Source organism: Dactylosporangium siamense, from assembly GCF_016862795.1.
GTDB lineage: Bacteria > Actinomycetota > Actinomycetes > Mycobacteriales > Micromonosporaceae > Dactylosporangium > Dactylosporangium siamense.
The window spans coordinates 54,341-68,423 of the sequence record NZ_BONQ01000106.1 but is presented as its reverse complement, the minus strand read 5'-3'; the positions used below and the strand labels follow the sequence as shown (position 1 = coordinate 68,423).

The window sequence follows — 14,083 nt, the reverse complement described above, 5'->3', positions numbered from 1 at the left end:
GTTTCTGGGTACCGGTGCGGCAAACCTCAGGGTCGGCTACCGATCCGCGGCGGGCGTTCGGTTCCGTACGGTCAAGGCACGTCACGACCGAGGAGGCAGCACCGATGCCGCTGTACATGGACATTCACAATATCGGCGGGGGTGTCTCCGTCGACGACGTCGTCAAGGCGCACATGGCCGACCTGCGGGTGCAGAGCAAATATGACGTCAGCTACCTGCGGTATTGGGTCGACGAGGACCGCGGCAAGATCTTCTGTCTCGCCGAGGCGCCGTCGGCCGAGGCGGCACACGCCGTCCACCGCGAGGCGCACGGCCTGGTCGCCGACGAGATCTACCAGGTCCAGGAAGGCTCATAGCCCCACATGCAACCCTGCCCACCGAGGGAGGCAGGGTCCGGCCGGGCGGTGGTCACGCGGGGGGCGTGACCACCGCCACGGTGTCAGGGCTACATCGGACGGTAGGTCGGCGACCGGTCGCCGACCCGCAGGAACCACGGCACCAGCTCATACTCGGCGGGCAGCGCGACACCGGCCGCCGCCTCCCAGGCGTCGGCCTCCTCGTCGTGGCAGCCCGACGCCGTCTCGCCGATCACCGTGCCGCCGGCCCGGCGCAGCGGCCAGCGCGGCACCTGCGCCACCGGCCAGCGCGTGGTGTCCCGCACGTCCGCATCCGGGTGCAGGAACAGCAGCGGCGGGTGGAAGTCCAGTTCCGTGCCATCCGCGTCGACGACCCGCTCGCCCGGCGTCAGGTACGCGTACCCGCGGTGCACCAGCACGACCCGCAGCGGCAGTTCGTACGGATCGAGAGGCTCGTCGTACCGGCCGTACCCACCCAGCGGCTGCACGCCCACCGGCCACGCCGCCATGCACGCGAGCGCACGGGTCGAGCGGCGCGGCGTGGACGTGTACGCCTCGACCAGGTAGACGGCGGTGTCGTCGATGCCGACCCGGCACGCGTCCCCGGCCCCGAGCGTCGCCGGATCAGGCTCGATGCGCACCGGCGTCCAGTTGTCGCCGCTGCTGGACGTGTTCGGGCGGCGGGGCAGCGACCACAGCATCCCGGGCTGCCACGGGTGCTCGACGGTCAGCCGGTCCTCGTGCTCCGCCGTGACCACCGTGTCCGCCGGCGGGCAGTCCAGCCGCAGCACGTCCCCGGAACGGAACGGCGGGCGCCCGTCCGGGCCGGGATCGAACGCCGGCGCGTCCGCCGCCACCAGCACGGTCGGCTCCTGCGGCTTTGCGGGTACGGCGCCACCCGCCGGATGCCCCAGGTGCCGGACCCGAGGACCGGGGCGCGGCCCCAGCGGACCGGACCGCGGCAGGTCGATGCCCGCCAGGACCGGCCCGAGGTCCAGCGCCACCGCCCGCACGGCCGCGGTCGCCTCATCGAAAGGCAGCCGCCGCACCAGCTCCAGGGTCTCCACCTGCGCGTCGACCTCGGCCGCGATCAGCGCCAGCGCGCCGTAGTCCTCCGCCAGGCCGGACACCACATCGCCGGCGTCGAAGCCCGCGTCCTGCGCCCCTGCCGCCGCGACCGCGGGGTCGGGGTTGCGGGTCACCAGCGCGTCGCCGATCAGGTCCAGGGCCGGACGGAACAGCGCCCGCGTTCCAGTGCGCCAGGACCGGTACACCACCCGCGGGTCGAACGCCGCGCCGGCCCAGAGCGCCGCGAGCGCCTCCCGCCACGCCCACCGCTCGGTGTCCGTGCCGAACGCCTCCACCAGCGGCGTCACCCGCTGCGCACACCCGGCCGCGAACACTCGGCTCTGCCACGGCTCCAGCCCGTCCGTCCAGCCTCTCTGCACACCGCGACGCTATGCGCACCCGCCCGGCGCCGTGGTCAGGGGGTGACTTCTCGGAGCGTCAGATCCCGTGGGTGCAGGCGTTTGTCGCGTTCGAGGATCGTTCGGCACGGGTTCTCTGCGGCGCGGGTCTGGAGTCGGGTACTGATCGCCGCCGTCGTGATCGTCGCGGCCAGCAGACCGGCGGCGCCGAGCAGGACGGGCCAGGTGATCAACTCCGCGGCGGCGTGCAGTCCAACGACGAGCACGGCCAGTCCGCTGATCACCCAGGTGGAGATCGTGAGGCCGAGGATCATATCCGTGTGGTTCGAGCGCCAGCTGGCGGTCCGCTCGGCGAGATGGCCGGACACGGCGAGGACGGGAAGCCCGGTCGCGACGATGAGCATCCAGACCGGCGTATGGTCCCGGTGCCCGACCAGGTTGCCGAGCACGGACACCGCGCCGGTCAGGAAGAGACCGATCGCAAGCAGCCCCGCGATGACGCCGAAAAGGTTCCGGAGGACCCGCGCGTCGGAAGCCCGCGGCAGATCCGCGACAGTCCGCCAGAAGAGCGCGGCGCTGCCGTCCGGTAGCCGGCCGGCGTAGACCTGGCAGGCACACTCGGTCAGCACCGCGGTCGGAAGCGTCGCCAGCAGCCGTGGCAGGGCGGCCCGGCGGCTACCGGCGACACAGATCGTGATCGCCGCGCTCCTGGCCCGCTCCTCGTCGCGCTGCGCGTGGACAGCGAATGCCTTGCGGAGCGTGGACGGGGCGACGGAGCCGGTGCCGAGGTGCCCAGAGGCCTTCGCCAGCCCCCGGACCAGTTGTCCCACCGGCGAGCCGGACGCGCGCAGGTCGGTGCCGTCGAACTGCTCGAAGTACACGAAGATCCCGACCACGATCCGTGGGTCCAGTTCGCCGCCGGCCGCCGGGGCGTCCGCCGGGTCCATGGTGTTCAACAGATAGCCGACCCGGCCCACGATCTTCCGCAGCGTTGCGGACCCCCGGAAGGGCGCGCGCAGCCATGCATACTGCGACGACCTCGACGCGTCGTGGGGCATCGCGTCGGCGGCACCGCCGAGCGTCACCTCGGTCTCGGGCGTCGTCAGCCGGTCCGCGATCCACCAGGCGGCCCGCCGAGCGACCGGGTCCTCGGCCCAGATCAGCCGCACCAGCGCGACCGACGACAGCGGGGCGGGCCGGCCGGCGATCGTGTCGACGACCTCAAGGGCCAGGTCGTGCGTGATCGGTGTGGTCACGACGCCGGAGTCGGCCTGCAGTGCGTCGGCCAGATCGACCAGCCGGTCGATCGTCAGGGCACGCAGCACCGCGTCGGACACGGCAGCGAAAGCGTCCGACGAGTCGACCGCAAGGCCCGACAACGTCCAGGCAACGCTCCGCGGGTCCCGCCCTGCCAGGGCAACGGCGAACGCCTCGCGGTCGGCGGCGCTCAGTCCCCGCACGGCCGGTGCCAGCAACGCGCCGCCTTCTCCGGGAGGCAGCCGCGACCGCAGACCGCCCAGAGCGGCCAAGATGCCGTTCGGACCGTCGGCGGACAGGCGGCGGGCGAGCAGATCCAGGACCGCGGCGCCGTCATTGATGATCGCGTGATGCACGAGCTCCGACAGCGCCTCAGGGCCACGATCGAGGACCAGGTCGACGAGCAGCCTGCGATCCGCCTCATCAGCGAGCGCGGCGAGGACGATGAGCTTCGGCAAGGGGAGCCCCAGGCCCACCCGCAGCAGGACGGTTCTTGCGTCCAGGGGACGTCCCCGCTCGCGGAGCGCCCGCACGAGCGCGACGGTGCGGGCGGCGGAGCGGTCCGCGGCCGCGGCATGGCTCATCCGTAGGGCGGCGTCCTCGTGGCCGGCCGACACGAGCATCACGACAGCGTCGAGAATGTCGTCGTCGGCGTCCATCCGACCGGCCTGCGCCAGGGCCTGGTCGGCGAGTTGCCCCTGACCGACGGCGCTCAGGGTCATCGCCAGCTCGGCCAGTTCGACCGCCGTGCGCCGGGCGGCGACCGCGGCGACGACGATCAGCTCGGCCTCCGCGCTCCTGCCGGCCTGCACCATGCTCGCCACGAGTCGGGCAATGGTGTCCGCCTCCCGTTCGGCCAGCAGCGCCGCCGCCGCCGGATACAGACCGAACGCGGACTGATCCTGCCCGACGGAGCGCAGCTCGTCGGCGATCTGCAGCGTCTGCTCCGGCGACATCCTGGCGGTGCCCCGCTGCAGCATGCCGTCGACGTCGTCGCGCAGGCCGGCCGCCCACAGCGCCCCGACCAGGTCCAGCAGCAGGTCCCGGCCCTGAGCGGCCGCCAGGGCCGCGTCGAGCACGAGGCGAAGGTCTGCCGCAGCACCGGTCAGCAGTTGCGCCAGCCCGGCTGCGGTGTCGACGGAAACGGCGGCCGCTCGCTCAAGGACGGTGTCCGCCGGCTGCGGCTGGTCGAGGGCCCGAAACGTCGCCACGACCTTGCACACGTCGGCCGGTGACCGGGAGGCCGCGGCTTCCAACACTGCCTGCCAGGAGGCGACATCGCCGAGTTCCTGCAGCTCGCCGACAACGGCGACGACGCCCTGCGGATCCCGGCGCCGACCGACCGCCGACAGCAACGCCGACACGTCGGCGCCGCGGTCCGTGCGCCGCAGGTCCGCGATCTGCGCACAGATCCGGGCCGGGGCGGCGGACAGCAGCGACCGCACCCAGTCCGGAGGCGCGGGCGCTGGGGGCGCAGCGTGGTGCGCCGGCCGCGTCCGGTGCTGTTGCCGCGCACGGTTGCGGGCCAACGCGATGCGGGCACCGTCGTTGCGGTTGCGCTGCTGGGGCCTCGGGCGTGCGCGCTGCACGAGGTCGTTGCGGACGTTGTAGTACAGCGTCTGCATGTCGAGCAGGTCCGGTCCGTCCGGCACGCCGTGGACGAGCCGGTCGATAAGGGCGCCGGAAAAGGCGGTGTGCCGCTCCCCCGGGGGTGCCAGCGCGATTGCCGTCTCGGTGGTGGCGGTCATCAGATAGGTGCCGTCGATGCCGGCGAGGTCGCCGAGCTCGATGGCGTCCGTCATGTGCCCCTTCAAGGCCCTGCCGCTGTAGCAGCAGTCGAGGATGACCACCTTGTTGTAACAGGTGGCATCGACGACCTCGTGCCGGATCTCGTCATACGGCACTGCGCTGTGGCGCTGGCCCGTGCGGGACGGCCGCAGACCGAGAAACAGCTCCAACCCCATGAGCAGGCCGTGGCCGGTGAAGTAGACGACGAGCGCGTCAGTGGCCGCCTGCGCCGCGGCGCTGATCGCCTCCAGCACGAGGCGCGGTTCTTCCGGATCGGCAAGGACCTGGCAGTGCGCCGGCGATAATCCCCAGAGCTCAGGGTCGGTGAGCGCGGCTCGCATGTCGCTGAGGTTGTTGGCAACCGACGGGAGGTCCTCGAGGTGCTCGTATGACGCGGTACCGATCAGCACGGCGCGGGACTTCAGAGGGTCTGGCAGATGCGCGGGCGGCTCGGCGTCGCTCATCGCGATCTGCATTGCCGCAGCCTAAAGACATCGACAAAAGGAACTCTTCCTACGATCGGTCACGTTGCCGAGTCTCTGCGGTTCGGATCTGCGTGCACCGCCGGTCAGGGCTCGTTGACGTGCCGTTATAGATGGGCCGTAATTCGTTCGGGAGGTTGACAAACCGGGGCGTAGCTTGCAAAGGTCCAGGTGAAGACGGCCTGCTCCTGCGCACCCTCACCGCGGGACGCCGTTCCTCCAGGTGCGCTCGGCGCGCTCCTCCGTGAAGTGCCGGAGTCCGCCCGATGTCCGCGCGCCGCTGTCGCTCGCCGCCGCCTGCCCACCCGCGTGGGCCAGGCACGTCCCTGTCCTCGCGCACGACGCGGAAGCCTGCGATGCGGCAGGCGCCCACCGCCATGTGGCATTCCACCCGCGTTCCCGTCTGAAAGGACACCTCATGAGTCTCTCAAGGCGCCAGGTCCTGGCCGCCGGAGTGGCCGCGGCCGGGCTCGGTGCGACCGCGTACGTCGCCGGTAACGCCGAGGCCGCCAGCGCTCCTGGCGATGTGGTCGGGAAGATCTCCGTCGGTTACCAGGGCTGGTTCTCCTGCCTCGGCGACGGGTCACCGATCAACCAGTGGTGGCATTACAGCGCCAACGGCAGTCAGCCGCCGTCGCCGAGCAACACGACGTTGGTGTCGTGGCCGGACATGCGCGAATACACCAAGAGCTACACGACCGCGTACGCCAACCTCGGCAACGGGCAGCCCGCCAAGCTGTTCTCGTCCTACGACCAGCAGACCGTCGACACGCATTTCAAGTGGATGCGCGACTACGGCTGTGACACGGCCGCGTTGCAGCGGTTCAACCCGGTCGGCGGGGAAGGGCCGATCCGCGACGCGATGACCGTCAAGGTCCGCCAGGCCGCGGAGGCGTACGGGCGCAAGTTCTACATCATGTACGACGTCACCAGCTGGACGAACATGCAGTCGCAGATCAAGACCGACTGGACGACGAAGATGTCGGCGTACACGGCGTCGCCGGCGTACGCGCGGCAGAACGGCAAGCCGGTCGTGTGCATCTGGGGCTTCGGGTTCAACGACGCCGGGCGCCCGTTCACGCCCGGGCCGTGCCTGGACGTCATCAACTGGTTCAAGGCCCAGGGCTGCTACGTGATCGGCGGTGTGCCGACGTGGTGGCGCACCGGCATCAACGACTCGCGGCCCGGGTTCCTGGACGTGTACCACGCGTTCAACATGATCTCGCCGTGGATGGTCGGGCGGACCGGCGACGTGGCCGGGCTCGACTCGTACTACAACAACGTCAACGTCGGCGACCAGGCCGACTGCAACGCCAGGGGGATCGACTACCAGCCGTGCGTCATGCCCGGTGACCTGTCCAACGGTGCCCGCGCCCACGGCGACTTCTACTGGCGGCACATCTACAACATGACCCGGCTCGGCGCGCAGGGCCTGTACGTGTCCATGTTCGACGAGTTCAACGAGGGCAACCAGATCGCGAAGACGGCCGAGAACGCGTCGATGCAGCCGACGAACTTCGGCCATCCCGCGCTCGACGCCGACGGGGTCGCCTGCTCCTCGGACTACTACCTGCGGCTCACCGCCGACGGCGGCCGGATGTTCAAGCGGGAGACGCCGCTGACCGCGACCCGGCCGACCCAGCCGATCGCCGGCGGCCCGACCAACCCGCCGAGCACCCCACCGACCGGCACCTCGTTCGCGTTCCGGTCCCGGGCCAACAACCGCTACGTCTCGGCGCCCAACAGCGGCAACTCGCCGCTGATAGCCTCCGCCACCGCGGTCGGCACCGCGGAGCGGTTCGAGGTGGTCGACCTCGGCGGCGGCAACGTCGCGCTGCGCGCCAGGGTCAACAGCCGGCTGGTGTGTGCGGAGAACGCGGGCGCCGCGGCGCTGATCGCCAACCGTACCGCCGCCGGACCGTGGGAGACGTTCAAGCTGATCCGCAACAGCAACGGCACGGTCAGCCTGCTCGCCACGGTCAACAACCAGTACGTGTGCGCGGAGAACGCCGGCGCCGCGGCGCTGATCGCCAACCGCGCGGCGATCGGCGGCTGGGAGCAGTTCGACCAGGTCCAGGCGTAGACCGAAGGCGCGGGAGGGGGTGCCGGCACTCCCTCCCGCGCCATTCTCGACGATCATGTGCACAAAACTTGGTAATGCGTTGCAAATTCCAAACGATCTCTATTAGCTTCACGACTCATGACCACTGCGCCACTCATCGAGGCCCGCGACCTGACGAAGACCTACGTGACCTCGGAGCCGTACACCGCGGTCAAGGGCATCGACTTCGAGGTGCGCCCGGGAGAGGCCTTCGGCGTGCTGGGCGCCAACGGCGCGGGCAAGTCCTCGACCATGCGGATGATCGCCTGCGTCTCCCCGGTCACCAGCGGCACGCTGCGCATCCTCGGCATGGACGCGGCCCGCGACGGCGAACGGATCCGCGCCCGTCTCGGCGTCGTGCCGCAGGACGACACCCTCGACACGGAGCTCACCGTCCGGGAGAACCTGCTCATCTACGGCCGCTACTTCGGCATCCCGTGGAAGGCCCTGCGGGAACGCTGCGACCAGTTGCTGGCCTTCAGCCGCCTCGAGGACAAGGGCAGCCAGGCCGTCTCCACCCTGTCCGGCGGCATGCGGCGGCGGCTCACCATCGCCCGGGCGCTCATCAACCAGCCGGAGATCCTGCTGCTCGACGAGCCGACCACGGGTCTGGACCCGCAGGCGCGCCACCTGCTGTGGGAGCGGCTGTTCCAGCTCAAGGAGGACGGCGTCACGCTGCTGCTCACCACGCACTACATGGACGAGGCCGAGCAGCTGTGCGACCGCCTGGTGGTGATGGACGCCGGGAAGATCGTCGCCGAGGGCTCACCCGCCGACCTCATCGAGCGGCACAGCACCCGCGAGGTGCTCGAGCTGCGCTTCGCCGCCCACGAGCGGCAGCTGATGATCGACAAGTGCGCCGGGGTGACCGAGCGGGTGGAGGTGCTGCCGGACCGGCTGGTGCTCTACACCGGCGACGGCGAGTCGACCCTGGCCGCGGTCCACGCGCTCGGCGTGCGCCCGGCCGGCGCCTTCGTGCGGCGCTCGACGCTCGAGGACGTCTTCCTCACCCTCACCGGCCGCTCGCTCGTCGAATAACGGGGGCACCACCGATGACCACCACCGCCGCCGTGCGCGGGCTCACCTACTGGCTGTTCCGCTACCGCCGCACCTGGCGCGGCAGCATCGTGATCAGCGTCGTCAACCCACTGTTCTTCATGATCGCCCTCGGGCTGGGCCTCGGCAAGCTCATCGACGACCGCCCCAACCCGCAGCTGCACGGGCACACCTACGCCGAGTTCATCGTGCCCGGGCTGCTCGTCGCCGCCGTCATGCAGACGGCGTTCCTCGAGGCGGCCGGCCCGGTGTTCCAGAGCACCCGCCCGACCGGCAACTACCGCTCGGCCTCGGCCACCCCGCTGCGGCCCGCCGACATCTTCCACGGGCACCTGCTGTTCTGGCTGCTGCGCGCGGCACAGAACGCGATCCTGTTCATCGCCGTCTGCGCGTGCTTCGGCGCCGTCGACCTCGTCCATGCCACGCTGCTGGTCCCGATCGCGGTCCTCGTCGCGGTGGCGTTCTGCGCTCCCGCGTCGGCCTGGGCGGTGACCGTCGACCGCCCGGCGAAGCTGAACATGATGTTCCGCTTCGTGATCCTGCCGCTGTACATGTTCTCCGGCACGTTCTTCCCCATCGAGCAGCTGCCGTCGTGGCTGCAGCCGGTCGCCTGGGCGACCCCGCTGTGGCACGGCATCGACCTGGCCCGCGGCGTCGCGCTCGACACCGCGACGCTGCCCCTGACGCTCATCCACGTGGCGTATCTCGCCGCGTTCACCGCCGCCGGCATCGCCTTCGCCCGGCGCAACTACCGGAGGCAGCTGTATGTCTGAGCTGACACTGCGCCCCGGCCGGGCGTTCTCGATGGTCGAGCGCAACCTGCTCATCTACCGGCACACCTGGCCGGTCCTGCTGGCCGAGATCTTCGAGCCGATGATGTACCTGCTGGCGTTCGGGGTCGGCATCGGCGTCCTCGTCGGCAACGTGCCCGGCCTCGCCGACACCACCGTCAGCTTCCCCCGCTTCGTGGCGCCCGCGCTGCTGGCCACCGCGGCGATGAACGGCGCCATGAACGAGACGACGTTCAACATGTACGCCAAGCTCGCCACCGAGAAGACCTACCAGGCGATCCTCACCACCCCGATGTCCAGCCGCGCGGTGGCGCTGGGCGAGGTCACCTGGGCGCTGCTGCGCGGCACCATCGTGTCCACCACGTTCCTGGTGGCGGTGAGCCTCATCGGCCTCACCGGCACGTGGACCGCGCTGCTGGTCGTCCCGGCCGCCCTGCTCATCGGCGCGACCTTCGCCTCGCTCGGGCTGGTCGTGGTGACCCTGCTGCGCAGCTGGCAGGACACGCAACTGATCCAGCTGGTGATGCTGCCGATGTTCCTGTTCTCCACGACGTTCTTCCCGCTGTCGGTGTACCCGAAGCCGGTGCAGTGGCTGGTGGAGGCACTGCCGCTCTATCACAGCATCGAGCTGGTCCGCGCCTGCTTCCTCGGCACCGGTTGGCGGCACGCGCTGATCGCGATCGCCTACCTGGTGGTGCTGGGCCTCGCCGCCCTGCTCGTCGCCGTGCGCCGCCTGGACCGGACGCTGCGCACCTGATCCTCGCGGGCGTTCATCGATGCCCTCATGACGACGCGGTAGGGATGCCGATGGCGGCATCCCTACCGTTGAACCTGAGGTGGAGGGGCGGTCAGGGGTGGGCGGCGATATTGGCGCGTCGACGCCGGGCACGCGGGGCGTGGATGTCGGCGGATCGGGGATGCCACGGACGACACGCAGCGGCATGAAAACAGCCGCCCACCCGCATCAGCGGTCAGCGGGTGGCGAGCGCGGAGCGCAGGGGTGGTGCCGTGGTGGCGCGGACGGTGAGCTGGACGTCGACATGGGTGATGCGGCGGGGCAGGTCCGGTTGCCGGATGCGCTGAACCAGATGCCAGAGGCCCTGCGCGCCGAGCAGCGGGCGGTTGACGTGCACAGTGCTCAGGGCCGGCGTGGACACGGCCGCCATGTCGATATCGTCGTAACCGATTACTGAGCACTGCCGCGGCACCGCGACCCGGCGCTCGCGCAGCGACTGCAGCGCGCCGAGAGCGGCGGTGTCGCTCCAGCAGTAGACCGCCGTGGGTGGTTTGGGCAGGTCGAGCAGTTGCCGCATGGCCTGCCGGGCGCCGAAGACGTCGGCGCCCGGCACCTGACGGATGTACTGCGGGTCGGGCTGCAGCCCGTGCGCGGCCAGGGCCGCGCGGTAGCCGGCGTTCCGGTCGGCGGCCGGCGCCAGATCGTGCGGGCCGGTGATCAGCGCCGGCACGGGTTCGCGGTGGCCGAGCTTGATCAGGTGTTCGGTGGCGAGCATGGCACCGAGGCGGTCGTCGGCGCGGATGCTGTCGACCGGCAGCTCGCGGATCGTGTGGTCGACCAGCACGCAGGCGACGCCGGTCGCCAGGATCCGCTCCATCAGGCGCGGACTGATCCGGCCGAAGACCAGGACGCCCTCGACTGCCTCGCGCCGCAGCAGCAGCAGCGGGAGCTTGTCGGTCCCGTTCATCGCCGACGTGCCCGCGCTGTTGAGCGCCTCGAGCTCGACGGTGATGCCGAGCTCCGCCGCCGCGCGCCGCACCCCGAGCAGCACCTGCGAATAGAACGGGTTGGCCTCGGCCGGGAAGTGCACCGGCCGAGCGAGGACCGCCACCGAGGTCAGGCCGGGGACCGATGAGCCGGCCGGCCGGCTGCGCGGCTGGTAATTCAGCTGGGCGGCGGCGCACAGCACGGCTTCACGGGTGCGCGGGGCGACCGGCTGGTGGCGTGAGAAGACGCTCGAAGCCGTGCCTATCGACACCCCGGCCCGGCTCGCCACGTCCTGCAGGGTCGGCCGACCGGTACGCGCCATGGTCACTCCGCGAGGGCGATGAACGTTTCAATACTGTTTCACCAATATATTCTGAACAATATTGAACGTCAATCGGCAGCGTTCAGTGCTGCAACCGCCGGGCGTACAGCTCCGCTCGACCAGGCCGAGGTGGCCGAGGCCGACGTGCACGACCGCGTCCGGGCCCGCCCGGGGGTGCGCCGGACGGGCGGACGCGGTCGAAGAACGTCATGCCGCGGGCTGTCCGTACAGGAAGCCGTTGCCGGTGAAGCCGACGTAGACGCGCCCGGCGACGTTCATGTCCCCGGTCACCACGTTGACTCCGGTGTAGTAGCCGCCGGGGTACTGCGCCAGCAGCGTCCAGGTCTGAGCCTGGTCGGCCGAGCGCCAGACGCCCCACGTGCCGCCAATCCGTGCCCAGGCGTAGACCGCAGGGTGGTCACCCGAGACAGCCTTGCCGAAACCGAACGACGTCGCCTGCTGGACTCCCTGCGCCCGCACCCACGTGTCGCCGCCGTCGGCCGAGGACCAGAGGCCGCCCTGCGCGGTGCTGGCCCAGACGTGTCCCGCCTTACCGGGCACGGCGTGGACCTGACCGAAGACGTGCGCATCGTTGCCGTCGCTGCCCGGTGCGGTCCCGGCCGCCCGCGTCCAGGTGGCGCCACCGTCGGCGGACCGGAAGAACTCGCCGCCGTCGCGGGTGGTGTAGAGGTAGAACAGCCCGGGGGTGACCAGGTCGGCGGCGAGAGCCCGCTTGCTGCCCCACCAGATGAGGTTGTGGACGCCGAGACCCGGGGTGATACCGGTCGCGGCGGTCCAGCTCTGACCGTTGTCGCGGCTCACGTAGGGCACGTTCGCGGGGTTCTGCTGCGCGTTCGCGGGGATCGTCGGCATCCACACGATCGACGAGGCGTCGGCCGACACAGCGATGTTGCCGCCGTAGCGCTGCGTGATGTCGGCCTTGGTACCGCTGAACAGTTTCCAGGTACGGCCACCATCGATGGAGTACGCCGACTGCGGGTCACTGGTCCAGGTGGCGTCGAGCGGCGCGTACTGGGCCCGGGTGTCGCTGGACACGGCGACGACGTACGAGGGGACGCCGCCGGCGTACGCGAGGCTCGTTCCCGCAGAGAACGCGGTGCCGATGATGGGCTTGTCCGGGTACGCGTTCACGTTGTCGTGGCGGAAGCCGTTGCGGTCGGCGACCGCGCTGACCGGTTTGCCTCCGGGCGGCGCGATCAGGTCGTAGGTGACCATCTCCTCGATGCCCTTGCTGACGAAGTTCCACGTCATCGCGGTGGTCGAGCCGAACGCGTCGTCGCTGCGCCACACGCCGACGCCCTGCGGGAACCAGACCCGACCGCGGTGGGTAGGGTCGAACACCAGCGTCCCGGTGGAGAGCCAGCCGCGTTCGCTGGTGCCGGACGGCCAGGTGACGTCCGGGTAGGCGAGGTCGAAGGTCATCGACTGCCAGGTGGTGCCGCCGTCGATCGAGCGGTACAGGTGGCCGTCGCGGACCGCGTCGTCGGTGACGAGCAGCCGGTCGGAGTCGTGCGGGTCGACGCCGAACAGGTAGGCACCGCCCTGCGGCACCGGGCTCACGTCGATGCCCGCGGTGTCGGAGGCGGTGAAGCGGCGCAGGACCGACGGCAGGTTCCCGGCCGCCGAGTACCCGACGTAGAGGACGCCGTCGCCGGAGATCTTCGCGTCGCTCGGTGTGCGGCCGGTCTCGGCGTGCACACGGGTCCAGCTCTGGCCGGCGTTGTCCGATCGGTAGATCCCGGCGCCGGCGACGATGACCCAGATGCGTAGGGTCCGGTGCTGCCGGCAGCCTCCGCTCGGGTCGAACAGCACGGAAACGACGCCGATCTTTCCGTCGGTGTTGCCGCCCGGCAGCTGCGAGAGCGGAACCTGCGCCCAGGTGGTGCCCCCGTCGAGGGTGCGCCACAGACCCTGGGTGCGGGTGCCGAAGTAGACCACCTTCGCGTTGCCGGGGTCGACGGCGAGCCGTTCCGGTCCGGTGCGGTAGTCATTGTTGCCCTCGATGAACCAGCGCTGCCCGTTGTCGGTCCAGGTCTTGCCGCGGTCTGCGCTGCGCAGGACGCGTCCCTCGGGGGTGCCCGCGCCGACGGCGGCGAAGACGAGGTGGTCGTTGGTGGCGGCGACGGCGACGCTCTCGACCTGATAGTCGCCGGGCACCGGGGCCGGGACGCCGTCGCTGCGCAGCAGTTGGGTCCAGGTCTGGGTGATCTCGTCCCAGCGGACCAGGCCGCCGACGTCCTCGCGTCCGTAGACGAGGTCGGGGGTGGTCGGGTGGGCCACCAGGCCGGTGACGAAGCCGCCGCCACCGATCTTGAGGGGCTTCCAGGTGTAGGCGGATCCGTTCGCGGCCAGTGCCGGCGTCGCTTCGAGTGCGCCCGGCAGCAGCGCGGCTGCGGCGACCGCGGCGCCGTTGCGAATCAGAAACGCCCGCCGCGTCAGAGAGGTACGAATCATGGGATCTCCCGTGGTGGGATGAGGGGCCGGTCAGGCGCCGAGTCTCATCGCGGTGCCGACCGTCCACAAGAGATCTCCGGCAGCTCGCTGCGTTCTTCACTGAACTTCAGTACGATCATCGACGGCGCCCGGTGGCGTGCCAGCCTGGACGCATGCGGATCAGGGTGCGAACGCAGAAGCCGCGCGCGGTCAGCCCTGTCGCAATAGCGGCGCGCATGCCGTCGGCGTAGGCATCCGGACCGCCTTCCGTTCACATCGTCACCACTCGTCGCCTGAACTTTCAGGACCGTCGGACGGCCAAAGGC

General features: G+C 70.7%; 9 protein-coding genes. 5 read left to right on the top strand and 4 right to left on the bottom strand.

Annotated features, from left to right (window positions below; genetic code table 11):
• Positions 1 to 116 precede the first annotated feature (116 nt).
• Positions 117 to 356 carry a DUF4242 domain-containing protein gene (locus Dsi01nite_RS33180; protein WP_239136346.1) on the top strand — a complete coding sequence of 80 codons (240 nt, stop codon included), beginning with the start codon at positions 117 to 119 and terminating at the stop codon, positions 354 to 356.
• An 89-nt stretch (positions 357 to 445) separates the two neighbouring features.
• Here Dsi01nite_RS33180 and Dsi01nite_RS33175 read toward each other — a convergent pair whose 3' ends face one another.
• A complete protein-coding gene (locus Dsi01nite_RS33175; RefSeq protein WP_203850269.1) occupies positions 446 to 1,804 on the bottom strand; it encodes a hypothetical protein in 1,359 nt (452 codons plus the stop codon).
• 35 nt (positions 1,805 to 1,839) lie between these two features.
• The gene (locus tag Dsi01nite_RS33170; protein WP_203850268.1) at positions 1,840 to 5,304 is read right to left on the bottom strand and encodes a caspase, EACC1-associated type; all 3,465 of its coding nucleotides are present in this window, start codon (positions 5,302 to 5,304) and stop codon (positions 1,840 to 1,842) included.
• 424 nt (positions 5,305 to 5,728) lie between these two features.
• Here Dsi01nite_RS33170 and Dsi01nite_RS33165 point away from each other — a divergent pair, with 424 nt between their 5' ends.
• The 4 genes from Dsi01nite_RS33165 to Dsi01nite_RS33150 all read left to right on the top strand — a co-directional run bounded on the left by Dsi01nite_RS33165 (position 5,729) and on the right by Dsi01nite_RS33150 (position 10,015).
• Positions 5,729 to 7,393 (top strand): glycoside hydrolase family 99 protein, encoded by a 1,665-nt coding sequence (locus Dsi01nite_RS33165; protein ID WP_203850267.1) that lies wholly within the window; start codon positions 5,729 to 5,731, stop codon positions 7,391 to 7,393.
• A gap of 117 nt (positions 7,394 to 7,510) precedes the next feature.
• Positions 7,511 to 8,449, top strand: coding sequence for an ABC transporter ATP-binding protein (locus Dsi01nite_RS33160; RefSeq protein WP_203850266.1), 939 nt, complete (start codon positions 7,511 to 7,513; stop codon positions 8,447 to 8,449).
• 14 nt (positions 8,450 to 8,463) lie between these two features.
• Entirely contained in the window at positions 8,464 to 9,240 is a 777-nt protein-coding gene (locus Dsi01nite_RS33155; protein WP_203850265.1) for an ABC transporter permease, read from the top strand.
• Positions 9,233 to 10,015 (top strand): ABC transporter permease, encoded by a 783-nt coding sequence (locus Dsi01nite_RS33150; protein WP_203850264.1) that lies wholly within the window; start codon positions 9,233 to 9,235, stop codon positions 10,013 to 10,015. The genes Dsi01nite_RS33155 and Dsi01nite_RS33150 overlap by 8 nt, the downstream gene beginning before the upstream one ends.
• Positions 10,016 to 10,229: 214 nt before the next feature.
• On the opposite strand, the gene Dsi01nite_RS33145 is transcribed toward Dsi01nite_RS33150, so the two are convergent.
• Together Dsi01nite_RS33145 and Dsi01nite_RS33140 are read right to left on the bottom strand one after the other, a co-directional pair.
• Positions 10,230 to 11,303 (bottom strand): LacI family DNA-binding transcriptional regulator, encoded by a 1,074-nt coding sequence (locus tag Dsi01nite_RS33145; RefSeq protein ID WP_203850263.1) that lies wholly within the window; start codon positions 11,301 to 11,303, stop codon positions 10,230 to 10,232.
• Positions 11,304 to 11,510: 207 nt separating this feature from the next.
• Positions 11,511 to 13,778, bottom strand: a complete 2,268-nt coding sequence (locus tag Dsi01nite_RS33140) for a sialidase family protein (protein WP_203850262.1) — start codon at positions 13,776 to 13,778, stop codon at positions 11,511 to 11,513.
• Positions 13,779 to 14,083: the final 305 nt, after the last annotated feature.